Source organism: Krasilnikovia sp. MM14-A1259, from assembly GCF_047159535.1.
Taxonomy (GTDB): domain Bacteria; phylum Actinomycetota; class Actinomycetes; order Mycobacteriales; family Micromonosporaceae; genus Actinoplanes.
The window spans coordinates 276,793-302,310 of the sequence record NZ_BAAGAJ010000002.1 but is presented as its reverse complement, the minus strand read 5'-3'; the positions used below and the strand labels follow the sequence as shown (position 1 = coordinate 302,310).

The following is a 25,518-nucleotide window of genomic DNA, read 5'->3' as shown; positions in this document are numbered from 1 at the left end:
CCGCTGCCCGCGACGGCCTACCGTCCGCGGACCGTGTCCGGCCGTGCGGCGCGGTCGCGGGTCTGCTCACCGGCCGTGCCGGGCCGGGCGGGACCGAGCCGCAACTCCCGGACAAGGTGGATCGACATGACGACGAGGGCGGCCAGCATCGCCAGCGCCGGCAGCGGCGACTGCGGCTCGCCCTCGTGCCCGAACAGGTACGGCGCGTACGACGCCAGCGAGGCGTATTGCACCAGCAGCGGCAGATACCACAACCGGCGGGCCCGCAGGAACGCGGCGGCGACGCTGAGCACGTCGGCCAGGAAGAAGTAGCGTTCGTGCATGCCGGGCAGCAGGAACGGCACGGCGATGGCGAACGTGGTGGCGACGAGCACCAGCCGGGCCGGGTTCAGCACCTCCCGGGTGCTGGCGATGAGCCCGACCATCAGCAGCACCACCGCCCCGGCGAGCAGTGTGCCGGCGATGCGCAGCGGCCCGATCGCGGCCTCGGAGGGGTGCGGGACCAGGGCGTACGCCGAGGGCGCCAGCGCGGTGAGCGTCGACTCCGCCCGGGCCTGCGCCGCGTAGACGGTCACCAGGTCGCCGATCGGCCGGCCGAGCAGCAGGGCCGGCACGTCCAGCAGCAGAAACACCGCGGGAATCGCGGACAGCGTCCGCCAGGGCAGCTCGCGGCGCAGGGCCAGCACGAGCAGCAGTGGGAAAACGAACAGGGCCTGCTGTTTGAACGCGTACGCCGCGCCGAAGGCCGCACAGGCCAGCCAGGGGCGGCGCAGCATCAGGAACACCAGGCCGGCCAGGGTGAACGCGGCATAGATCGAGTCGCACTGACCCCACATCGCGCTGTTGAGCACCACCGTGGGCAGCAAGAACACGCCCAGGCCGGCGAACCCGGCCACCCGGGGGCTGCGTCCGCTTCGGTGGACGATGACGTAGGTGAGCACCGCCAGGGCTGCGTCGAAGAGCACCGAGACCGCCTTGATGGCGGCGAGCACATGCCCGGTGAGGTAGGTGAGGGCCACCAGGATGTACAGGTACGGCACGTTGTAGTTGGCGAAGTTGTCGCGCAGCGCGCGGTAGCCGCCGTGGCTGGTGATGAACTGCCACCACGGCAGGAGGTACTTCCGGAAGTCGTCGCTGACATGCCCGAACAGCGCGACCCGGGTGCCGATGCCGAGCAGGACGCAGGCGGCCATCAGCAGCGCGATCTGCGACGGCGGAAACGGCCGGACGGCCGGCGTCGGACCGGGCGCAGCCCGGTCATCGCTCTGCGTCATTTTCTCCCCGTGGTGCCTAGCCAGCTACGCCGGGGCAGTCTAGGACAAGCCCGCCACCGACGGTCATCGACGGGCGTGTCCAGTCCAGCCCGGCAGAACTCCCTCGATGTGGATCGTTTTCCGGCCCGGCGTGCCGGGCAAGGGCATGGCCATGGAGCATGCGTACGTGCTGGACGGCCGGTACCGGCTGGTGGACCGCCTGGGCCAGGGCGGGATGTCGGTGGTCTGGCGTGCCCACGACGACGTGCTCGGACGGGATGTGGCGGTCAAGCTCCTCTCGCCCCAGCTCGCCCTGGACACGCACCTGGTACATCGCATCCATCTGGAAGCACGAGCGGCGGCCCGCCTGCGACACCCCCACATCGTCGAAGTCCACGACTACGGCCAGCAGCGGTTCGATGACGGACGATCATTGCCGTACGTCGTGATGGAACTCGTCGAGGGACGTTCGCTCGAACAGCTGCTCACCGGCGGGCCGCTGCCGTGGCGGGTGGCGGTCCTGGTGGGCGCCCAGGTCGCGGCCGCGCTGGCCGCCGCGCATGAGCGGGACATCGCTCACCGTGACGTCAAGCCCAGCAACGTGATGGTGACCGGGCACGGCGTGAAACTGGTCGACTTCGGAATCTCCGCCGGCATCGGCGACGCCGACCGACACGACGGCGAACTGCTCGGGACGCCGGCCTATCTGGCCCCGGAGCGGCTCGACGGCGGAACGGTGCACGGCGCCACCGACGTGTACGCGCTGGGACTGCTGCTCTATCGCATGCTGACCGGGCGCCTGCCCTGGCGCGCTTCCACCACCACCGAAATGCTGAGAGCGCATCTCTACGACGAACCGGCGGCACTGCCGCCCGTCGACGGGCTCCCGCCCGAGGTGGCCGAGCTGTGCCGGCAGTGCCTGGTCAAGCACCCTGATGCCCGGCCCACGGCGTTGGAGGCGGCAGCGGTCCTCGGCCGGGTGGCGGGCGTGACACCTGCGATGCTCGCCCCGGACGCACCGGAGGACCCGGACGCCACGGCCGGTGGGGAATCACGGCCTCCGCGTCGGCGGGTCGCCTGGCCGCTGGCCGCCGCGGTTGTGCTGGTGACCGCCACGGCGCTCGGCCTCGTCGGATTCGGCCAGGAATCCGGAAATCGTGACGCCGCGGGCCTGCCCGGTCCGGCCGCTGCCGCTCCGGTGAGTCCGCCGGAGCCGCAGTGCTCCGTCCGCTACGCCATGCGCCACACCGGCAACGGCCGGTTCACCACCGCCGTCACGATCGCCAATACCGGCCGGACGCGCATGACGAACTGGCGGCTGACGTTCCCCTTCCCCACCGAGCAGCACATCGTCCGCGGTTGGGCCGCGCAGTGGAACCAGTCGGGCCGATCGGTGCAGGCGCAAGGCGGCACCGTGGAGCCCGGCGCCTCCATCCCCGCCGGATTCGACGCCACCTACCGAAACACGGCCTCGCTGCCAGACCGGTTCCAGCTCAACGGCACGACATGCCAGGCCGTCTTCTCTGTGACAGTGTCGACCACGTCTCCCCCTGGGCCGCACCCGAAACATCAGAAGGCCGCAACGGGCGAGGACAGACACGGCCGGGGAAAGAACGACGGCGACGAAGGAGAGGGATGACGTCGCCATGACCGTCAACCATGGGTTGACTGCACGGCAGCGTCAACCTATGGTTGACCCCATGACCACACCTGAATCCATCACCAGCTCGGTCCGGCTCGACGACCTGATCGACGCCATCAAGAAGGCCCACACCGACGCCCTCGACCAGCTCAGCGACGCAGTGCTGGCCGCCGACCACCTCGGTGACGTCGCGGATCACCTGATCGGGCACTTCGTGGACCAGGCGCGCCGCTCCGGCGCCTCCTGGACGGAGATCGGCCGCAGCATGGGTGTCACCAAACAAGCCGCCCAGAAGCGGTTCGTCGCCAAGGGCGACACGCCGGACCTCGACGCCAGCCAGGGGTTCAGCCGCTTCACCGAACGAGCCCGGAAGGTCGTCATCACATCCCAGGAAGAGGCCCGCACCAGGAACAACAGCCAGATCAGCGTGGCTCACCTGGTGCTCGGCCTGGTGGCGGACCCGGACTCGGTCGGCGCCCGGACGATCGTCGCGCAAGGCGTGTCGCTCGACGCCGTCCGGCAGACCGCCGTCGCGACGCTGCCGGCGGCAGCCGATTCCGTGCCTGCACTCATCCCGTTCGACGCGCACGCCAAGAAGGCCCTGGAGTTGACGTTCCGGGAGGCCCTGCGGATGAACCACAACTTCGTGGGCACCGAGCACATCCTGCTCGCGCTTCTCGAACTCGAGGACGGCACGGGTGTCCTCGCCGGCCTCGGCGTCGACAAGGCCGCCGCCGAAGCGTCCATCAGCGCCGCCGGAGCGTAGACGTCACGGACGAGACTGCTTGGTGTTTCAGCTGCGGGGGTTCGCGGCGCCGCCGGACTTGCTGGCCATGGTCATCATGACGGCATGGACGAACCCCAAGATCTCGACTGGTTCGCCGACGACGCCGACCGCTACCCCCGGGGCTTGGGGGCCATCCTCGGGCTGGGCTTGGCCTTCGAAGCTCCGCTGCTGTTGCTGGATTGCGCCCGAGGCTCGCGTATGTCACTGGCCGCACTACTGGTGGCGCCGGTCACGTACTTCCTTTTCGCCGCGGCCACGCTGACCTTCTGGCAGTACGACACGCGGTCGGTGGTACGGGTCAGGCTTGTTCCAGCGGCCCGGCCAAGCGAGATTGAGGTGTCTCGGGCCAACGGCACGAGCGCGGTGTATCCGGTATCGGCTCTACGTAAGATCGACGTTGAGCGTGCCTCGGGTCACGCCGGCGCATACCACAAGATGAAGTTCCACTTCGCCGATCACGTAGAACGCACCCGTTCGGGCCGAGCCGATAACCAGGATCGCTGGGCCGACGCCCTCACGATCCTCGAAATCCCGCTGGCCGTCCGTGATCGATACGAGGACTGACTCCCACTTACCAGCAACTCCTGGCGGCGGGTCCCCTCGACACCGAATCGCACCGGGCGCGGCATGGGGCCTATCGAGAATCCGACACCAGGGTTCGACCGATGCAAATGGGGCAGGGTGGCCCACCCGTACACATGCCGTGAGGGCAGGACCGCAGGGTTCACCATTGCTGGTGTGATCCACACCGCGATTTCCGAGAGTTTATCGCCCGAAACCATGCTGGGTACGGCGCTATCGGTCATTGATAGCTGTGAGGTTGCTGGTAAGACTGGGGCCCTCAACCCGCGGCTTCGTGTCCTGTTGCTGGACGCCGGATGGCTGCCTGTGGGTCGGTGTCGTTCCAACGGGGGTTTCTCAGTGGCTTTCTGGTGCTGGCGTCGATCGGTGGACGTGGCTCAACGATCCGTGCCGAAAGGTGCGCTCGTGAGCCCCGCCGGCTCGGGTCACTGACCAGCCGGACGCGACGTCCCCGGGTGGTGATTCCGGGGCCCCCTTGTCCGCAAAGGGTTCGTTCATGCGCGGCGTCCTGCGCGCGTTTCTTCCTGCGTTCTTGCATTGATTGATTGTTCGGGGATGGTTCTTGTGAGGTCTTCGTCGGTGAAGCGGTGGCGGCTGCGCGTGGTCGCGGGAATCGCGGCAGGGCTGGCCGCGATGGTGGTGGCACCGCATGCCGCGGTCGCGGCGCCGCCGGTGGCCGTGGCCGCCGCCCGGCCGCGGGCGGTAACCCTGGAGCAGGCGTTGCAGCAGCTGCTGGCGGGGCAACCGCAGGACAAGCTGCCCACCGATGACCCGGTCGATGACGCCGGGCTTGATCGGATGCTGGCGCAGGACCTGGCCGACTACGACGAAGACCCAGACGTGCGTGAGGCCGCGAAGGCGGTGCTGGCAACCAACGACCCGGCGAAGATCAAGGACTTCCTGGACAACGGGCTGCCGGTGTACCGCAAGGCCGGCGAGCAGCGCAAAAAAGATCAGGCCGAACGTGACCGGTACCTGCTCCAGGAGTGGGCCGAGACCGGCACCCCGTCGGTGCGGGAGAAGGCCAAGGCCCTGCTCGCGGGCACCGACGACGAGAAGATCGCCGCGTTCGTCGCCACCGGCAAGGCCGCGGCGGAGCTGGCCGACAAGCAGGACGCACTGAGCGCGGCGGACAAGGCCAAGACGATCCGGGCCCGGGTGGAACAGCTCGTCGACCAGGGCGGCTACGAGGTGCAGTCCCTCGGGCAGGCTGCCCTGGACAGCGACGACCCTGCCGTGATCGAGAACTTCTACACCGACGGCTACAAAGCCGCGAGCCAACACGACGCGGACACCCAGAAACAGATCACCGAGGCGCTCGCCGCCCGGTCGAAGGCCGTCGACGACCTGACCGACCTGGCGCGGCGGGCCACGCAGGCCGCGAACGCCCAGAAGCGGATCATCGAGGAGAGCATCACCGCCACCAAGGCGCTGACCCAGGCGGCCCTGTCGATGGGGCTGGCGAACAAGGACGCCAAGACCGCCGACGCCACCTACGCGGCGGACCTGCCGTTGCGCAAGGCCGGCAACAAGACCCACACCGCGGACCTGACCGCATTGCGCACGCAGGCCTGCACGGACGCCGCGAGTGCCGGCCGTAACGCTGACCAGGTCACCGCGCACGCCGGTGTCGCAGCGGTGCAGGCGAAGACGCTGCAGGACACCGGTCTGTCGCATGGCATCGCTTGGGCCGACGTGATCCAGGCGCAGGCCGACGCCGGGACCGCCGCGAAGCAGGCCGCCGAAACCGCCTGCCACGCCGCCGAGGCCACCGAGGCCGCCGGCAAGACCTTGGACGCGGACCGTAATGCCACGGTGGACGCGGACAACGCCGTCAAGTACCGGCAGGCCGCCGAGCGGGAGCAGGCCGCCGCGGAGAAGCTCGCCGACCGAGCCGAGAAGCTTGCCGCCGGCGCGCAGGCCGCCGCCCAGGACGCCCACACCCAGCGGCTGCGCGCGGAGAAGGACGCCGACAGCGCCAAGACGCACGCCGACAACGCGGCCGGCTACTACAACGATGCGCGCCGGCAACGCGACGTCGCCCGGGCGGCCACCGCGGCGGCGGTCATGCAGCAGAGCCGGGCGTACAACGCCGCCCGGCACGCCATCGATCAGCACAACATTGTGTCGACCAAGGCCAGCGCGGCGAAGAAGTCCCAGGAAGAATCGTTGGCAGCGGGGCAACGGTTCCTCGGCATCGCCAACCGGGCCAAGGCGCTCAGTGAGAAGGCCCAGCAGAACAACGAGAACACCAAGGCCAAGGAGATCGAGGCGCAGCTGGCCGAGGCCCGCAGAATTCAGGCGGAGACCAACTGCCAGCACCCGGGTACCGGCAACGGCTGCCCCGGTACGGCGGACATGCAGAAGCTGCGGGACGACGCGGCCCGGCTCAAGACTGACGCCGCCACCTCACGCAAGGCTGCCGACCAGTCCCACGCGGACGCGAAGGCGGCCGCCGGCGAGGCGAGTGCCGCGGCCGCGGACGCCCGCCGTGCCGCGGCAGCCGCCGCGGCCGCCGCGGCGGATGCCCGGGCCGCGGCCAACGAAGCCGCTCTGGCCCGGCAGGACGCCGCGGACGCGCAGGCCGCCGCGGTCAAGGCGATCAACGATGCGAACAAGGCCAACGCCGACGCGCGGGCCTCTGTGCGGGCCGCCCGGGAGGCCATCAACCGGGCCTCCGCCGCGCACGCCGACGCTGATCTGACCAGCAAGGCTGCCCAGGACGCGGTCCGGCAGTCCGCGATCGCGGCTTTCCAGTCCCGGGTCTCCGGCCGGGCCGCCCTCGAAGCGCGTATTTCCGCCGCCGGGATCGCTGATCCCGCCGCTGCCGCCATCGACTTGGGGTCGGTGTACGCCGACACCGACAGCGATGCCGCGTTCGCGATCGATCTGGCCAATAACGCCCTGCTCATCGGCGAGCAGCAGGCCACCGCCGCGCAGAAACACGCCGACGACGCCGCGGCCGCCGCCACCCACGCCGCCGACATGGCCGCCAAGGCCGCCGCACAGGTCAAACCTGCGTACGTGGCGGCGCAGAAGGCCGCGGAGGCGGCCGGCCGCGCCGTGAAAGCCAGCAAGGACGCCATTGACGCGGCGCGCGAGGCGAGTAAAGACGCCCAGGCCACGGTTGGCGCCGCCGGGGCCGCGGGCGATGCGGCAAACGAGGCCGGGGACTGGGCAGCCGGCGCTGTGGACATGGCCGAGCAGGCCGGGCGGGACGCTGGTGTCGCGCAGCAGGCCGCCAACGGGGCAGCCCTCTACGCGGGCAAGGCCCGCGACGCCGCCTTCAACGCTGATTCCCTAGCCAAGAAGATCGCCGCGGTGAGCGACTCGGTCACCCAGATCAGCGACGGGGTCTGGGGCACCGCCGAGGGCATCGCCAACATGGCCGAGACGCTGCACAGTCAGATGTGGCAGGCCCACAACGCGGAGCAGCAAGCCACCGAAACCCAGTTCTTCACGTGGCTCCGCGAACAAGGGGACTGGATCAGTAAGTTCAACCCGAACCCCCAGATTTCGAAGGGCTATATCGACAGCGCGATCGGCATGGTCCAAGGGGCGTGGACCATGGACAACTGCGCGGTATATGGCCTGCGGGGCATGCCCTCGGGCCCGGCGCATGGCGACACCGTGCCGGACACCTCCGCCCTGCCGGACGGGGAGAGGGTCTGCTTCGAGCTCGTCATGGGCTATCAGAAGATGTTCAGCGATCCCAAGCAGCTGCTGCACTGGGACGACTGGAAGAAGGACTGGCAATACGCTGCCGGGGAGACCGCGTTCGACATCGTCACCATTGGACTCACCGACGGTGAAGGATCCATCGCGAAACTCGCCAGTCTGGGTACCGTCACCAAGGCGACGCTCAAAAGCATCGCCAACATCTCCGCGAAAGACCTGATCGTCGGCCTCGCACGTTTCGGGGAAGGCGGACTCCTCAACGCCATCAAGGAACTCGGCGCTTCCACCACCGCCCGCATCGTCGAACTCACCGAATCGCTCGGCGGCAAACTGAAGGTCACCTTCAGCCCCGACGAACTCGCAGCCATGTCCAAAGCAATCAAGCTCAAGGGCATTCAAACCGTCGAGAACGCCCTGCGCAACCTCAAAGACAACCCGGTCATCAAAGGCCTGCAAGACCTCGCCAAGGCCTGCCTCACGCGCGGCAACAGCTTCACCCCCGACACGCGTGTCCTGCTCGGCGACGGCACCACCACCAAACCCATCGCCGACATCCGGGTCGGCGACCACGTACTAGCCACCGACCCGGCCGCTGGTCCCACTGGGGACACCGTCAGTGAACCCGTCACCGACCTCATCACCAGTGACGACACCGAACTGACCGACCTCACCGTCGAACAGCCTGACGGTCAGCAAGCTGTCCTGCACACCACCGCGCACCACCCATTCTGGAATTTCGGAACCAGAACCTGGACCGAGGCCGGACAACTCCGAGCAGGCGCCACCCTTGCCACCACGCACGGCAAGGCCACCGCTGTCACCGCGGTTCGCAACTTCAACGGCGACCAGAGCATGCACAACCTCACGGTCGCCGACCTCCACACGTACTATGTGCTCGCCGGCAAGGTGCCCATCCTTGTGCACAACTGCGGCCGTACGGTCGTTTTCGGGGTAAACAAGCACTCCGAGGCACTGGTAGCAAAGCTGCGCGAGATGAACATCGATGCAAAGACGTTCAACGACCCGGCTTTGGCTGCGGTGAATCCGGAGACCGGGCTAGCCAAGTGGCAAGAACTCGTCAACGATGCCATCAAGGACTCGGACACCGAGTTGCATATCGCACTCGATGGGCTGGACGGAAACACGCCGATGGCAAAGTTTCTCAACTCCTACAAGCTGGCGAAGACTCCCGGCGCCTGGGGTGCCACGGACTGGGAGTTGGGTCAGCTGGGCTTCTACGTCCGGCTCGGATACCGTGACTGGCGAAGTGTGAAGTTCTATCTCGGGAACAAGGAAGTTCCTGCGGCTGAAATGCCGGAGCCGGACTGGGCGAGTCTGAGGTAGGTGACTGAAATGAGTCTGCTGTACCAATCCACCCGCCATTTTCAGGTGTGGCGGTATTCGGTCAGCCACCGAGTACTCCTGTTACGCAGCGCCAAGGACGACCTCCATCACACCCGGATCGACGTCGTGTTCGGGCAGGTCTCGCGCATGCTGCTCGAGCCGGACCTGGACGGCTTGGAGATTATCGAAGCCGATGGCGGCCGACGTGATGACCTTGTCTCGAAGGTCGGTGGGGTTTTCCGTGGTGGCCTTTACCTGCTCGATGGGGAGGGCAGGAACTTCGTGGTGTCCGGCCCGCCGGCCTGGCACGAAGATGAGGGGTCGTACAGGGATCCGTCGTTCTTCGAGCAGATGTTGATGCTGTGATCAATGAGCGGTGCCTTCGGTCGGAAGGCCGTGATGGTGGATCTGGAGGAACTGAGATCGGCGCTGCGGTCGACCGCTCGCCATGGCGGGCATCGTGTTCTTCCTGCTCGGCTTGCTGTTCGCCGCCACGGCGGCCCGGATCGGGTGGGTGCTGTACGGCGTCGGCCGCACCCTTCGTCTAGTCCTCCTCACGCACGTGGGGGTGTGCCGGTGACGAGCTGGCAGCGGCCGTCGCGGTAGGTGTCCTCCCCACGTACGTGGGGGTGTGCCGTCGCCGTACGGGCAGACCCGGGTACTGCTCTCGTCCTCCCCACGCACGTGTGGGGTGCGCCGCCACGTCGGTCTCTCACCCCTCAGCTTGCCGTTTAACCTCCGGGCGCAGTGCCACAGCCTGGACGAGAGTCGCGGCCGCTGGCGGGGAGGGGCAGATGATCAACAGCGCCTATCATCCGTGCTCATGCAGAAATTCGTAGCGGGCGTTCTTCTGGTTGGCGCCGACGCGGCGTTGCTGCTGCAGCAGCGTGACGAACATGCGCCGACGTTTCCTGAGCAGTGGGCCTTCCCCGCTGGCGTGGCTGAGCCCGGCGAGGCGCCTTTGGAAGCGGCCCATCGTGAGCTGTGGGAGGAAACCGGCCTGCGTGTTGCCAGCTTAGGGCCGTTCTGGGAGGGTCCGATGCCGGCCAGCCCGCTGTACGGGTTCCTCTTTCACGGCCGGACCTCGGCCCGTCAGCAGGACGTCGTCCTCGGCGAGGGGCGGGCGATGGTGTTCGTGCCCGCCGCGCAGGTCCTGGAACTGGATCTGGCGGCGTATGCCCGTCCAGCCCTCACCGAGTTCCTTGCCTCCGCCGCCTACCGAGAGCATGTAGCCGCGATCGCAGGCAACTGAGCCGGACGAGGCCGCGGCCATCGCTCGATGCACCGTGATCGCAGCAGCATTCGCGGTCATGAATATGCGGATCTGAAGGTCCAGTCCGCGGACCGAGTCCGCAGCCTATCGATCGTCGGGGGTTGCTGAGCCAACGTGGGCGGTGGGCTCAGCGCAAGTCGATCTCGATATGGTGCGCCTCGAGCGTGTCCAGCAGGTACTCCAAGGTGATCGCCGGACCCAGCCGACGCGGGTCGTAGCCGGCGACGAGGCGCTCGCGGGCGACGGCCGAGTCGTGCCACACCAGCCGAAACGGTGGCCGCGCCCCGAATCTCCCGGCGAGACAGTCGTCGAGCGCGTCGAGGTTCCAGCCGAAGTATCCCCCGGGGCCGTTGATCGCTTCGCCGAGCGCGCAGTAGAACCCTTCGATGTCGGTCACGAACCGGCCGTCGAGGTCGTACGTGGTGCCGGCCGGCCGGTCTGCCGCATCGGAGCGGTGGGCGAGGGCCACTCCGGCCCAGTGGTGGCGCAGCTCCCGGTCGTAGCCGGCCCACAAATTCTTCTCGGCGGGCCGTCCGGTGTACCAATGCTCCAGGATGCCGAGGATCCCTCGCGGCAGCGGTGCCCGAGGGTCGCTGGCGACGGTCACGTCGAGGAGTTCGGCACCGAGCCGCGACGGCTCGCCTGCGTCGACCGTTCCGGACACCACCGCGTCGATCACCCGGCTGACCGAACCATCTGCGGCCACCATGTACACCTCGGCGCGGATCCGGCGACGACGCTGGGCGGCCTTGGTCGACTGCCCGACCGCGCCGAGCGCGGTCAGCAATGGAGCTTCCGGTCGGCAACCGAGCAGCCGGATCTGCGGCACCGGCGGTGCGGCTTGCTCGCGGAACACGCCGGTGACGTCCCGACACGTGCCGTAGCGCACCTCGTTTCGGCCCAGAAGGACGAATTCGTTGACCTCGCCGGGACGTGCCACCGCGTCCGTGCGGTCGTAGACGTGGACGAACCCGCCGAGATCGATGTCCACGGCTTCCGGCCTCGTGGTATTCGGCCGTTGAGCGAGCACGACGACGTCGCCGAGGTCCTCGCCCCACCAGGACGGCGGCGAGTTTGACGGGGGCGCCATTATCGAGATGTCACCCAGCCAGGCACGTTCGGTGCCGAGTGCCTCGGCGGGCAGCCGATCGAGCAGGTCGGCAAGCGCGCCGTCCGGGGTACAACCGACAAGCGTGAACCGCTCCCGCGGTCGAGGCGGCAGGTCGACGAACAGTCCTTGGATCTCCGCACACAGCGCCAGCGGGATGTCGTCCTCGTAGGAGCCCTCGAAGCCGACGTCGCCAAGGAGCAGCCAGCGCGGGCCGATTGGATGCTCCCACGTCCACCGCCGCTGCTCCCGTGGGCGGTCAGCCCCGGGACCGGCGCTCGTTGTCACCCCGCGACCCTACCGGCTGGAGATGCTACGACCGGCGCATGTTCATGGACGGCGAAGCATCAGCACCCGCAACCTCAATGCATCCGCTCATCGGCCAGAAGCGCACACAGGTCCCCCGACCGTAACCCGGTCGGGGATCTACGGAGCGTGACTCGATGCCGTGGTCACCGGCGCCGGTGCGGGCCGCTCTGTTTCGGCTAATGACTGTGGCTGTCGGCGTACACGTGCGTGTTGGCGTGTTGGCGTGCCCGAACCCGTCCCCAACCGCCCCAGAAGACCAGACAACAGCCCCGCCGGTCAGGCAGATGCCGCGCGGAGGTCCGGATCCGCCGTCAGGCCGAGACACCCGTTCGCCGTTTGGGGCCTGCGGACGGTTGGGACTTTTGTCGGGAGCAGTCCCTTGTCTGTGGCGAGCGCTGCGGCATAGCGGGCATCGGCGGTCTGGGCGCGGGCTTCGCGGCGCAACTCGTGGGTGCCCTTGATCGGGACGTGTGGTGGGCTTGGGCGCAGCCACAGTCCGTCGGGAGTCTCCTCGATGCGGGCTTCGGGGTAGACGACGCGGACCTTGGCCAGGTGTTTGAGGATGAGCCTCTTGAAGTTGTAGCGCGCGTGTCGGTCGTCGGCGTCGGTGGTGCCGAAGTGCTGGCGAAGCTTTTCGTAGGTGATGAATACCGGCTGTCTGAGGCTGAATATGGTGTAGGCCAGCCAGGTGAATAGATCCAGTCTGGTGGCCGAGCCGCGTGGTGCCCTCCAGGCGTCGATGTCGATCGGCACTGGTGCGCGGAGGACCTCCTCGAAGAAGTCCGGCGACACGACGATGCGGGCCACCTACTACTGGGAGTATTACAACGAGTGGTGGGAGGCGCCGTTGGTGTCGTCGGAGTTCCTGGCCGCTGACACCGGGGAGGCTGAACCGTTGGCCGTTGCCCCGGAGACACCGCCCCATTGGCCACCATCGACCGGGTTCGACCCTGCGCCCCGGCACACCGAGTGCTCGGTCGCCGGAGTGCGATACGTGGCCGACGGCGACCAGATTCTGGCCTACGACAGTGACGGGCGGCGTCTGTGGTCGTACAAGCCCGACCTGCTCGTTCCCCCGCCGGCCGAGCACAAGCCCGGCGGGCGGCGAACGACCGGGGAGCTGGTCTGGCTGGCAGCGGCACCGGACGGCCTGTACGTGTTGACCGGTCACGGCACCGTGGCCCGCCTGTCGACCCGGCCGCCCACCGCTATGTCGATGCCGATGATCATGCATCGGGCGTTCTGGGGGCTGCTGGACGACGACCCGGCAGCGGCCGGTCCGCTGCTCGACGCGTGCGACGAGGGGAGCCGGGTGACCGTGGCGGCGCAGGCCCTCAAGGCCGAGCATCAGTCGCGGGCGAGCGTGGAGGCGTACTACGGCGGGCCGGAGGACGGCGAGGCACGTCAGCGGTGGTACGCACGAACCGGCCTGGACAAGTGCACGCGGGTGCGGTTGGACGTGCCGGCCCGGCCACAGTTGCTGGCTCACCTTCCCGCGCTGCGGCAACTGAGCCTGCGCGAGGTCCACGACGGACGATGGTCAGATCTGGTCACCGCGTTGCCAGACCTGCAGGAGCTGGATCTGAGCAACTCCGTACTCGTCGACACGGCGCCGCTGCGCGGCATTCGGGTCGACACGCTGAACCTGAGCGGCACCGGCGTCGCGGATCTCCGAGGTCTGACCCAGGCGCCCCGGTTGCGGCACCTGGACCTGCGCGGGTGCGTGCGCCTGGGGCAGGTGGACGACCTGGCCACCGTGCCGACGCTGGAGCGCGTCAACCTCAGAAGCTGCGCGGCGTTGACCAGCGTGGCCGGGCTGGCCGGACTGCCACGCCTGCGAGTACTCACACTTCAGGGCTGCCGCGCACTGGACGACCTCACGCCCCTGGCGAGCCTCCCCGCACTCGAGGAGTTATGGATCGACCGCCCATCGCCCGGCGCCGGAGACATCCTGCTGTTCGGCCGGGAACAGATCCGCCGCTTTCTCCACCACCAGCCAAGCTGACACACCGCCGGCAATCCAACGACGCCCACGGACCTCCGATCACCTTGCCCCGATCGGCTGAACCTGGGATGCCGCGTCCGTCGCCGCGGCGACGGACCGGCGGGCGGGCAGGCTCGTGCCGTGATGTCCGATTCTCGGGACGGGCCGTAATGCCGACCGCCCAGGGACCCCGCGCTGCGCCGTACGCAGTGCAGCGCGGGCAGCCACCCCGTCATAGGTCCCGATGCCCGAAGCGCACCGCAAGACGGGCAACTATGCCACCACTTACCCGTTAGACGGCGATCACCTGGTTACGGCCGCCCGTCTTCGCCTGGTAGAGGGCATGGTCCGCGCGGGCAAGCAGCTGATCGAGGCCGTCGTCGCGCATGTCGAGGCCGGCCAGGCCGATGCTGATGGTCACGGAAACCGGACCGTCGCGGGTGGCCACCGGCTCCGACGCCACGGCCAACCGGATCCGTTCGAGCGGGGCGACGTCGACCTCGGCGTTGCCCGGCAGGACCACCGCGAACTCCTCGCCGCCGTAGCGGCCGAGGACGTCGGACTCCCTGAGGGCGGCGGCGATGCGATGGGCGACCTCGCGGATGACGTCGTCGCCCACGCCGTGCCCGTACGTGTCGTTGATCTTTTTGAAGTTGTCGATGTCGAGCATGGCCGCGCTGAGCCCGTGGCCGTTGCGCCGTGCCACACCGACCAGCGCCGTCGCCAGCGAGAAGAAGTGCCGGCGGTTGTGCACACCGGTCAGCTCGTCCGTGGTGGCCAGCTCCTGCACCCGGGTGAACAGCTGCGCATTGTCGTACGCAGTCATGCCCTGACCGGTCAGCGTTGCAGCCACATTCCGTGCGGTGTCGTCGAACGCCGGCCCGGCCAGAAGCACCACGCCGACCGGACCGTCCCGGTTGACCAGCGGCACCACGAGCGTCGTCGGGTGGACGCCGACCAGATCGGCGACGGCGGCCGGCGCCTTGCCGCCGCGCAGCACCGTCACGGACCCCCCGGCGCGAAGATGTGCCCACGCCGGGTCGGTGCCCGGGTCCACGCTGCCGCCGACCGGCCCGGGTGCCGGTCCGGCCAGGTCTGTGACGGTCAGCATGTCGCTGCCACGCAGCAGGACGGCGGTGGTCGCACCGAGCTGGGTGTGCAGGGTCGCGAACAGCTGACGCAGCAGCTGCGCCGGGTCGAGGATCGTGGTCAGTTCGGCGAGGCTGGCGCGCAGCGTCTCCGCCAGCTCCTGCTGCTGGCGCGCGGTACGCACGGCGAGGTCGAGCTGGGCGGCGCGGGCGGTCTCCAGGGACACGGCGACGTGGCTGGTGATCGCGGTCAGCACCTCCACGTCGTCCTCGGTGAAGATGCCGCGCGCCATCCGGCTGTCCAGGTAGACGATGCCGATGAGCCGGCCCTTGATCTGCACCGGAGCGACCATGATGCTGCGCAGGCCGTGCACCACCACGCTCTCGGAGCCGAGTGCCGCGCCTTGTTCGGTGCCGGTCACCACGAGCGCCTCGCCGGTGTCCGCGACGCGGTGGACCAGGCTGGAGCCGTAGTCGCTGACCGCGTCGAGGTCGCTGCCGACGGCGTCACGGCCCACGAACGGGCGGACCTGGCCTCCGTCGTCGACCAGGAACATCAGCGCCCGCTCGGCGCCGAGGATGCGCAGCGTCTCGTCCAGCGCGATCCGCGCCAGCCGGTCCGGGTCGAGGACCGAGGCGGCGGCGATGCTGACCTGCTGGAGGGCTTCCATGCGCCGGCTGACGACCGTACGCGTGGCCCGCTCCCCCAGCCGCGTGCCGGGTGAGGCGGAGGTGGCGTCGGTGATGCCGAACTCTGCGCGGACCTGACGTGCCCGGCCCTCCAGGCCGTACCGGGTCGCGATCATGTGCGCCCACTGTGCCTGCCGCTCGGCCTCCCCGGTGATGCCGGTACGGTGCAGCACCCGGGCGCGCAGACGAGCGATCTCGAACGCGACCAGCGGCGAGTCGAGCGGCCGCGCCTTGCGTTCGATGCGGTCGCACAGGCGCAGGACCGCGGCGTACTTGCCCTCGAGCAGCAGCAGGGCCGCCCGGGTGATCCCGTGCGCCGCCCGCAGCAGCGACGTGGCGGTGTGCCGGCCGAGGTCGCGTACGGCGGCGTGGGCGGCACCCAGGAGCTTGGCGTCCGGCCCGGATGCCTGCCGGCACTGGGTCAGGCGGCCGTACGCGAGGTAGGTGTAGCACCAGTTGTGGTGGGTCATCAGCTCGCCGCCGGCGGCGTACCGTTCGAAGTCGGCGGCGGCCGCCTCGAACAGCTCCCCGAACTCGCCCTGCTCGACCAGCGAATGCATGGTGGCCAGCACCAGGGTGCGGCGCTGCTGAATGCTCGCCGTGTCGTGGTCGAACGACGCCTGCAGGTCGGCCAGCGCGGCGGCGGCCTCGCCCAGGTGGCCCTGCTGGGCCGGGATCATGACCGACAGGGCCGCGAGGGTGGTGCCGCTGATCTCCCGCCCGGGCGGCAGCACGGCGATGGCCCGCTCATAGCAGGCCTGCGCTTCGCGCGGATTGCCGCGCAGCACCTGGCGCATCCCGGCGGTGGCCACACCGGCGATGAACTGTGCCGGCTCCAGCCACCGGGCGTGCCGGTCCAGCATCTCCTCCCATTCGCGGCCGGAGTCGCCGGAGCCGGAGAACAGCAGGCCCATGGTGCGCGTGAAGTCGACGTACGCGACGAGGGCCGGGTCTGCCAGCTCGGCGGCGTAGCGGGCCGCGCGGGCGAAGCAGCGCAGGCCGATGCCCCGCAGCCGGACCATCACCGCGATGAAGCCCACCATGCCGTAGGCGCGGGTGAGCGGGGCACCCGGACCGAGCCGGTTCGCCACGAACAGGGCGCGCTGCGCGAACGCGGCCACCTCGTCCAGCCGCATGCCCAGCGCGGCGGAGTAGGCGCCGGTGTCCAGCAGCCGGGCCCGGACGAGGTACTCCTCGCGTCGCCGGCCGCGTACGGTACCGAACCCGATGCCGGTGCGCCGGATCACCGCCGCCCCGAGCGCGGGAACGAACCCCGACAGCACGCGGGCCAGCTTGTTGCGCGGCAGCGGCCGCCCGATCTCCGCCAGCCCGGCGAAGACGGCCTTGGCCGCGTCCTCGTCGGCGTAGCTGACGTTGTGCAGCTCGGCGAGGGTCGTCCACAGCGACGCCCGCTGCCACGGATCGTCGGATCGCGCGAGCGCCAGGTCGAGCCGTTCCCGCGCCTGCGTGAGCCGCCCGGCCCGCAGGTACGCCGTGGCGAGCAGGTGGTGAGTGTCGACGGCGACCGGCAGCCCGTGGGATTCCGCGGCGCTCTCGGCCTGCTCCAGGAACGTGACGGCCTCGGCGGGCGCCTGGTCGGCCAGTGCCTGCCGGCCGGCCGCCACGCTGGTGCGGTACACCGATTCGGCCTCGTCTGCCGCGCCGGCCTGCGCGTAGTGTCCGGCGACGACGTAGACGTGGTCGGCCTCGCGGTCCGCCGGGTAGAGCATTTCGAGCTTGCGGGCGATCCGCGCGTGCAGGCCGCGGCGGTCGGCGGGGTCCAACGTGGCCAGCAGGGCCCGCCGGACGGCCGGGTAGACGAAGCCGTACCGGCCACCGGCGCGAGCCTCCACCACCCGGCGGCCGATGGCCGCCTCCACGGCCGCGGCGACCTCGTCCGCGGAGAACCCACCCGCCGAGGTCACGAAGTCGAGGTCGAACCGGCTGCCCACGGCGGCCGCGACGGCCAGGACGGAACGTTCGGCGTACGTCAGCTCGTCGAGCCGGGACACGACCAGGTCGAGGCCGTCGGCCGGGATCGGCAGCGCGTCCAGGCCCTCCTCGTCGAGCTGCCAGGTGTCCCAGTGCGGCACCAGCAGTCCATCGTCGATGAGTCGCCGCAGATACTCGACCGCGGACAAGGGCACGCCGCCGGAACGGCCGGTGATGTGTGCGGCCAGCCCGGCGGGAACCGGGGCCCCGGGCAGCCGGGAGGCAACCAGCGCGGCCATGTCGTCGTCGGGCAGCGCCCCGAGCGCCAGCACCGGGTCGGCCCCGGCGATGAAGGGGGCCGTAACTCCGTCGTGGGCGACGGCGACGAGCACCAGCAGGGGTGCCTCACCCGGCCCACGGTCCAGATGAGCCAGTACGCGACGGCCGGTGTCGTCGAGCCAGTGCGCGTCGTCGATGCTGAGCAGGGCAGGGCCGAGGCGAACGGACAGTTCGATCAGGAACGTCGCGACCGCGTGGACGAACTGCTCGTCGCGGCCCTCCGTGGCGATGTCCGGAACGTCCGCGAGCAGGTCGGCCAAGCCCGCCGACAGCGGCTTGATCAGGCCGGCGCCGGCCACCATCGCCGACTCCCGGACGGTCTGCGCGGTCGCGGCCCACTCGGCGGCGGGCAGGGCCCGCCACTGCTGGATACGGCGGTCGAGCGCCTCGCGCAGCGCCGACAGCGGCACGGTGTCGTCCGGGCCGCAGCGGAGGTCGAGGACCAGCGCGGCATCGGCGGCGGCGGTGACCGCTTCGATCAGGCTCGTCTTCCCGAGCCCGCCCGGGCCGTGGACCACGGCGACGCCACCGGCGCCGGCGCGCGCCCCGGCCCACCGGGACGTCAGTGCCGACAGTTGCGCGTCGCGGCCGTACAGGGGCCAGATCGTCGGCGCGCCGGGCGCCACGTCGGCGGAGCAGCGGCGCAGCGCGGCGAGCAGTTCGATGGCCGAGCCGAACCGGTCGTCGGGGTCCTTGGCGAGCAGGCGGGTGACGATCTCGGCGAGCTCCGGGTCGACGTCCGGGCGGATCTTGCGTACGTCCGGGATGGGTGCGGCGGCGTGCTGGCGCAGCAGCGCGCCGACGTCCGAGCTCCGGTAGGGCGGGTTCCCGGCCAGGCACTCGAACAGTACGGCCCCGAGCGAGTACAGGTCGGAGCGGCTGTCGACCGGGCGCTTGAGCATCCCGGTCTGCTCTGGCGAGCTGTAGATGAACGTGCCGACCGCGCTGTCCTCGGCAACCGCCTTGCCGGCGCGGGCGGCCAGACCGAAGTCGATCAGCATGGCCGGTCCGGAGCGCGGCACCATGACGTTGTGCGGCTTCAAGTCGCGGTGCACCAGGCCGGCCTGATGGGCGGCGGCCAGCGCGTGGGCGATTTCCGCGCCCAGCGTGACCACGCGCGCCTGGTCCAGCACGCCGCCGGCCAGGAGGTCGGCCAGGGAGGCGCCGTCGACCAGGTCCGTGACCAGAGCCGGGCGTCCGTCGTACAGGCCGACGGCGCGGGTACGCACCAGGCCGGGATGGTCGACGCACGCCATCAGGGCGGCCTCGCGCCGGAAGGCAGCCAGCGCCTCCGACTCGTGCCCGGCCGCGCCGCGCTGCTGTTTGAGGGCGTACGGCCGGCCGTGGCGCTCCGCCCGGAACACGGAGGCTGCGGCACCGCGACCGATCTCGGCGCCGACGTCGAGATCGGTCAGCTCCAGACGGCTGCCCGCGGACAAGCGGCGTCCAGGCGCCTCGACGTCGCTCACGCGGTCCCCCCGGTCCTCATCGATCCCTCGCGGTCATATCGTCAGACGAAAGGTTGAGCTGAGGAATTGGCACTCGGGGCGGAGGCCCCGACGCGTCGAATTGATGACCTTGGCGGACACGGGCGGGCCACCGGCGTAATGCGGTCATCCCGGCACGAGTCTCAATGGCGGATCATGGGTTCCAGCCGGCCGAGCCGGTTGTGGTGGCGCTGCCTCCGGCGGGTCTTCGGCGGATGACGCATGTCGTATTTTTCCGCAGGAAGATCGACCCGCTGCATATCCTTCGTACGGATTGACCTCGAAATCGCATTTTGGTGCTTCAGAGGCGTATGAGGCGGTGTGCCGGGCGTGGTGATGGACTGGCGGCGGGTTGTTGCGGTGGCCGGGGCGGGACTGCTGCTGGCCGCGACGACGGCAGGTGGTCTGGCGGTGCGGGTCACGCCCGCGGTGGCGGCGGCCGGTTCGTTGCTGTTCGACGAGAGTTTCCAGGGCGCGTCGGTCGCCGACCCGGGCGTTCTGCCGCTCAACGACGCATGCCTCACCGGTGCGTCGTCCGCGACCGCGCCCGCCGGGCGGTCCGGACTGGCCCGGTGCGCGCTGCGCAACCGCGCTCCGCAGACCGGGACCGTACCCGGCTACCTGCAGCTGACCGACGCCACGAACAACCGTGCCGGGGGCATCGTCTACAACCGCCCCTTGCCCGCCGGCGGCGGTCTGGTCGTCACGTTCACTCAATACCAGTACGCGGGCAGCGCGGCGGACGGCATCGCGTTCTTCCTCACCGACGGCTCCACCGAACTGACCAGTGTGGGCGCTCCGGGCGGGTCGCTGGGCTACGCGCAGCAGACCGGCGCACCGGGCGTGCACGGCGCCTTCATGGGCGTGGGATTCGACTCTTACGGCAACTTCGTCGCCGACAATTTCGGCAAAGGTGCCGGATGCGCTCCCCCGTCGCCGTACGGCCGCATTCCCAACACCGTGACCCTTCGCGGGCCGGGCGAGGGAACCATCGGATACTGCTACGTGACGAGCTCCACGTCCGGCAGCGCGTCGACCCTGCCCGGCTCGCTGCGAAGCCTGGTCGGGCCTGCGGCGGCGGCCCGGCCCGTACGGATCACGGTCAGCCCCGGCCTGCGCCCCACCCTGACCGTCGAGATCGACTTCTCCGATGGCGCCGGCTTCCGCACCGTACTGACCCGCACGGCGACCAGGGACGTGCCACCCACCTACAAGTTCGGTTTCACCGCCAGCACCGGCGGGTCCACCGACGTGCACCTGATCCGCGACATGGTGGTCAACAGCGTCACCCCGCTGGGCACGCTGAGCCTGACGAAGCAGGTCGACCGGACCACCACCCAGCCGGCCAGCTACGGCCCCGGCGACCTGGTGCCCTACGAGTTTGTGGTGGTCAACACCAGCGTCGCGCAGCTGACCGGGGTCCAGGTGACCGACCCGGGAGTCAGCGGCATCACCTGCCCCCGCACCACGCTGACCGCGGCCGGGGACCCGGGCAGTCAGATGGTCTGCAAGGGCAGCCACGTGATCACCGCTGCGGACGCGTTGAACCCCACCTACAGCAACACCGCGACCGCTGCCGCCGGGAGCGGCATCACGTCGAACCCGTCCACGGTTACCGTCCCGATCACGCCCGCACCGTCGCTGACGTTGACCAAGACCGCGGCGCTGACGGACACCAGCGGCGACGGGCTGGCCGAACCGGGCGAGCGGATCGACTACACCTTCCGGGTGACCAACACCGGCAACGTCGCGCTCACCGGCGTCGGCGTCACCGACCCGAAGCTCGGTACGGTCAACTGCGCGGCCACGAGCCTGGCCCCGGGCGCGGCGACGACCTGCACGGCGGCGTACACCGTGACCCAGGCCGACGCGGACGCCGGGGTCGTGCACAACTCGGCCACCGCGCAGGGCACACCTCCCGCCGGCGGTACGGTCGTCAGCGCCCCGGCTGCCACCGACACCGCCACCCCCGCGCCGAAGGTCTCGCTCACCCTGGCCAAGACGGCCACGCTGGCCGACGGCAACACCAACAAGCTCGCCGACCTCGGCGAGCGGATCGACTACACCTTCACGGCCCGCAACACGGGCAACGTCACCCTGACCGCGGTCGCCGTCACCGACCCGAAGGCCGGCACCATCACCTGCCCCGGCACGACGCTGGCGCCGCAGGCCCAGATGCAGTGCACCGGCGCCTACACCGTCGCCGACGCGGACGTGGTGGCGGACGACGTACACAATGTCGCCACCGCCCGCGGCACCGCGCCCAACGGCACGGTCGCGACCAGCCTGCCCGCCGAGACCCGCACCCCGACACCGGTGTACGCCCCGAACATCGGCCTCACGAAGACCGCCGCGCTGACCGACGCCAACGGCAACGGCCTCGCGGACGTCGGTGAAACGATCGCCTACACGTTCGCCGTGACCAACACCGGAAACGCCACCCTCACCGCGGTCGGCGTGACCGACACGAAGGTCGGCCCGGTGACCTGCCCGGTCACCACCCTCGCCCCGGCCGCGACCACGACCTGCACCCGGCAGTACACCGTCCGCCAGGCGGACGTCGACGCGGGCATGGTCCACAACAGCGCCACCGCCCGGGGAACACCGCCGAGCGGGCCCGACACGGTCAGCATGGCCGCCACGACCGACACCGCGACGCCCGCCCGCGAGCCCGCCGTGACACTGACCAAAACGGCGACCCTGACCGACACGAACGGCAACAACCTCGCGGACCTCGGCGAGCAGATCGCGTATCAGTTCCAGCTGCGCAACGCCGGCAACGTCACACTGACCGCGGTCACCGTCGCGGACCCGAAGGTGGGGCCCGTGTCCTGCCCCGGCGCGGCGCTGCCGCCCGGTGCCACGACCACCTGCTCGGCCGGCTACACGGTGACCAACGCCGACATCGTCGCCGACGCCGTCCACAACCAGGCGACGGCTACGGCGTCGCCGCCCACCGGGGCGGCGATCAGCAGCCAGCCCGTCTCCGCGAACGTGCTCACTCCGGTGTACGCCCCCTCGATCCTCATCAGGAAGACAGCGACCCTGCAGGACACCAACGGCGACGCCGTCGCCGACCTCGGCGAGCAGATCGTCTACACGTTCGGGATCCGCAACACCGGCAACACCACGCTGACCAACGTACGGATCAACGACGCCACGGTCGGCGCGGTCACCTGCCCCTCCACCACCCTGGCACCGAACGCGCAGATGACCTGCACCCCCGAGACCTACACCGTCATCCAGGCGGACGTGGACGCCGATGTCGCCCACAACGACGCCACCGCGCTCGGCACCCCACCGTCCGGCCCCGACGTGACCAGCACGGCGAGCACAGACGTCCCCACGCCGAAGAACGCCCCCGCGATCGTGCTGGTCAAGCGAGCCACGCTCGACGACACCAACGGCAACGACCTGGCGGACGTCGGCGAACAGATCACCTTCACGTTCGAGGTCACCAACGTCGGCAACGCCACCCTGCACGCCATAGCGGTCACCGACCCGAAACTGGGCCCGGTCACCTGCCCGCTGACCACCCTGGATCCCACCGCACCAAACCACATGACCTGCACCGCCGCGCCCCACGTCGTCACCCAGGCCGACGTGGACCGGGTCGGCGCGACGACCCAGAACACGGCAACGGTCCAGGCGCTGGACCCCAGCGACACCGCGGTGACCCACACCGCCACCGCCGAGCTGCAGGCCAACCACAGCAGCGCGCTCGCACTGGCCAAGACGGCCACCTTGCAGGAGAACGCCACCCCGAACGGTCTGGCAGACGTCGGCGAGACCATCGGGTACACGTTCACCGTCACCAACCGCGGCACGGTCACCCTCAGCAACATCACGGTCGACGACTCGCAGCTCGGCACGATCAGCTGCGCCGCCGCGCTCGCACCCGGGGCCAGCACCACGTGCACCGGCAACCACCTGGTCGTCTCCGCGGACGTCGTCGCGCACCAGATCCACAACAGTGCCACCGCCCACGGCACCGACCCGTTCGACAACGGCGACGTGGCCAGCCCCGCGGTCGACGTGAACGTCGCCTCCAACGTGCCCGTGGCCGGCCTCGCGCTGGACAAGCACGCCACGATCGACGGCGGCGCCGCCCTGGCCGACGTCGGCGACACCATCTCGTACCGGTTCATCGTGACCAACACGGGCACCATCACCGCCAGCACGATCGCGGTGTCCGACCCGTCGGCCGGCCCGGTGACCTGCCCGCCGCCGGCGGCACTGCTGCCGGGCCAGTCGATGACCTGCACCGCCGATCCGTACCCGGTCACGCAGGCCGACGTGGATGCCGGGGTGGTGCACAACACGGCGAACGCCACCGCCACGTCCCTGCTGCCCGGCGCGGTCACCAGCAACACCGCGGTCCTGGACATCGACACCGTGCCGCACCTGTCCGGCATCGGCCTCGACAAGACCGGCGCGCTGAACGACGTGGACGGCAACGGCGTGGCCGACGAGAACGAGACCGTCGACTACACGTACACCGTGACCAACCGCGGGAACACCACGCTCACCGGCGTCACCGTGGACGACCCCAAGGCCGCCCCGATCACCTGCCCACCCGGTCCCCTGCCGCCCGCGACGTCCATCACCTGCACCGCCGGCTACACGGTCACCCAAGCCGACGTGCTCGCCGACACCGTGCACAACGAGGCGACCGCCGACGCGAACACCCCGACCGGTACGACGACGAGCAACCCCGCCGTGCACGACATCCTCTCCAACATCCCCGCGCCGGGCCTCGTGCTGAGCAAGGCGCACGTGCTCGGCCCGCCCGGCCCCGGCGGCGTCGCCGGGCTCGCCGACGTCGGGCAGACCGTCGACTACACGTTCACCATCATCAACAGCGGCAATGTCACGCTCACCGGCGTGACCGCCGACGATCCCCGGATCGGCGCGGTCAGCTGCCCGGGCGGCGCCCTCACCCCGGGCGCGACGATGAGCTGCACCGCGACGTACACGGTGGTCCAGGCCGACGTCGATGCCGGGGCCGTGCACAACGAGGCGCATGCCACCGGCACACCGCCGACCGGGCCGGACATCGACAGCCCGCTCGCGACCGACGACATCGACACCGTGGCGGCGACACCGTCGATCGGCCTGACCAAGTCGGGCGACCTGCAAGACGCGAACAGCAGTGGCACCGCGGACCTCGGCGAAGCGGTGCGGTACGCGTACACCGTCACGAACACCGGCAACGTCACCCTGACCGACATCACGCTCACCGACCACCCGATCGGCGCAGTGGCATGCCCGGCCACGGCCCTCGCACCGCGTGCCGACGTCCTGTGCCGTGTCTCGTACCGCGTGACGCAGGCCGACATCGACAGCGGGGCTGTCTACAACACCGCGACCGCGCAAGGCACCGCCCCGGCCGGCGGCGCGCAGACCACCGCCGTCACGCGGCCAGTCGCCCTGGCCGGCCAACTGGTGCGCAGCGAACCCGCGCAGACCACCATGCCCACCGCCCGGGCAGCGGCCCTGACCGTCGTCAAGCAGGCCCACCTGGTCGACACCAACGGCGACAACCTCGCCAATGACGGCGAACAGATCCGGTACACGTTCCAGGTCACCAACACCGGCAACGTCACCCTGACCGACGTGGCCGTCACGGACCCCATCGTCGCGCCGGTCACCTGTCCGCCCGCACCGGTGGCGCCCGGCCGGTCCATCGTGTGCACCGCCACCTACGCGGCAACCAGCGGCGATGTGACCTCGCGCGAAATCGTCAACATCGCCACCGCCACCGCGGACTCACCCGACGGCGACCGGCAACAAGCCCGCTGGTCGCGAGCCGTGACGGCGGCAGGCGCGGCGGCGGCCGTGACCACCATGCCGGTCACCGGCCCGCCCGTCGCCGTGACCGCCCTCGCCGCCCTGACGGTGACCGCTCTCGGTATCGTCCTCACCACCGCGGCGCGCCGGCGACGGAACCGTACCGGCAGGCTCTGGCCCTGAGGCACGCCTCCGCCATCGTGCGAAAACTCGACGCGTCCCGGTCGCCGTG

Annotated in this window: 13 protein-coding genes; 9 read left to right on the top strand and 4 right to left on the bottom strand. The window is 70.1% G+C overall.

The features are described from left to right. Window positions 1-17 precede the first annotated feature (17 nt). Complete coding sequence (locus tag ACMCNK_RS01765) at window positions 18-1,274, bottom strand: hypothetical protein (protein ID WP_412734603.1); 1,257 nt, start codon at window positions 1,272-1,274, stop codon at window positions 18-20. 106 nt (window positions 1,275-1,380) lie between these two features. Here ACMCNK_RS01765 and ACMCNK_RS01760 point away from each other — a divergent pair, with 106 nt between their 5' ends. The 7 genes from ACMCNK_RS01760 to ACMCNK_RS01730 all read left to right on the top strand — a co-directional run bounded on the left by ACMCNK_RS01760 (window position 1,381) and on the right by ACMCNK_RS01730 (window position 10,538). Beyond that, window positions 1,381-2,892 carry a serine/threonine-protein kinase gene (locus ACMCNK_RS01760; protein WP_412734602.1) on the top strand — a complete coding sequence of 504 codons (1,512 nt, stop codon included), beginning with the start codon at window positions 1,381-1,383 and terminating at the stop codon, window positions 2,890-2,892. Window positions 2,893-2,953: 61 nt separating this feature from the next. Continuing rightward, on the top strand, window positions 2,954-3,661 hold the full coding sequence (locus tag ACMCNK_RS01755; RefSeq protein WP_412734601.1) for a Clp protease N-terminal domain-containing protein: 708 nt from the start codon (window positions 2,954-2,956) through the stop codon (window positions 3,659-3,661). A gap of 84 nt (window positions 3,662-3,745) precedes the next feature. Further along, complete coding sequence (locus tag ACMCNK_RS01750) at window positions 3,746-4,246, top strand: hypothetical protein (RefSeq protein WP_412734600.1); 501 nt, start codon at window positions 3,746-3,748, stop codon at window positions 4,244-4,246. Between the two features lie 597 nt (window positions 4,247-4,843). After that, window positions 4,844-9,286 carry a polymorphic toxin-type HINT domain-containing protein gene (locus ACMCNK_RS01745; protein WP_412734599.1) on the top strand — a complete coding sequence of 1,481 codons (4,443 nt, stop codon included), beginning with the start codon at window positions 4,844-4,846 and terminating at the stop codon, window positions 9,284-9,286. A 9-nt stretch (window positions 9,287-9,295) separates the two neighbouring features. Then, the gene (locus tag ACMCNK_RS01740; RefSeq protein ID WP_412734598.1) at window positions 9,296-9,652 is read left to right on the top strand and encodes a hypothetical protein; all 357 of its coding nucleotides are present in this window, start codon (window positions 9,296-9,298) and stop codon (window positions 9,650-9,652) included. Between the two features lie 82 nt (window positions 9,653-9,734). Then, window positions 9,735-9,866 carry a hypothetical protein gene (locus ACMCNK_RS01735; RefSeq protein ID WP_412734597.1) on the top strand — a complete coding sequence of 44 codons (132 nt, stop codon included), beginning with the start codon at window positions 9,735-9,737 and terminating at the stop codon, window positions 9,864-9,866. 243 nt (window positions 9,867-10,109) lie between these two features. Continuing rightward, window positions 10,110-10,538, top strand: coding sequence for an NUDIX domain-containing protein (locus ACMCNK_RS01730; protein WP_412734596.1), 429 nt, complete (start codon window positions 10,110-10,112; stop codon window positions 10,536-10,538). A 148-nt stretch (window positions 10,539-10,686) separates the two neighbouring features. Here ACMCNK_RS01730 and ACMCNK_RS01725 read toward each other — a convergent pair whose 3' ends face one another. Then, entirely contained in the window at window positions 10,687-11,955 is a 1,269-nt protein-coding gene (locus tag ACMCNK_RS01725; RefSeq protein WP_412734595.1) for a barstar family protein, read from the bottom strand. A 297-nt stretch (window positions 11,956-12,252) separates the two neighbouring features. After that, window positions 12,253-12,783: a replication protein RepA gene (locus ACMCNK_RS01720; protein WP_412734594.1), complete on the bottom strand. Its 531-nt coding sequence runs from the start codon at window positions 12,781-12,783 to the stop codon at window positions 12,253-12,255. Here ACMCNK_RS01720 and ACMCNK_RS01715 point away from each other — a divergent pair. Continuing rightward, a complete protein-coding gene (locus ACMCNK_RS01715; RefSeq protein WP_412734593.1) occupies window positions 12,773-13,981 on the top strand; it encodes a leucine-rich repeat domain-containing protein in 1,209 nt (402 codons plus the stop codon). The genes ACMCNK_RS01720 and ACMCNK_RS01715 overlap by 11 nt on opposite strands. A 271-nt stretch (window positions 13,982-14,252) precedes the next feature. On the opposite strand, the gene ACMCNK_RS01710 is transcribed toward ACMCNK_RS01715, so the two are convergent. Then, window positions 14,253-19,478, bottom strand: a complete 5,226-nt coding sequence (locus ACMCNK_RS01710) for a diguanylate cyclase (RefSeq protein ID WP_412734592.1) — start codon at window positions 19,476-19,478, stop codon at window positions 14,253-14,255. A 339-nt stretch (window positions 19,479-19,817) separates the two neighbouring features. Here ACMCNK_RS01710 and ACMCNK_RS01705 point away from each other — a divergent pair, with 339 nt between their 5' ends. Further along, window positions 19,818-25,469 (top strand): lectin-like domain-containing protein, encoded by a 5,652-nt coding sequence (locus ACMCNK_RS01705; RefSeq protein WP_412734591.1) that lies wholly within the window; start codon window positions 19,818-19,820, stop codon window positions 25,467-25,469. Window positions 25,470-25,518: the final 49 nt, after the last annotated feature.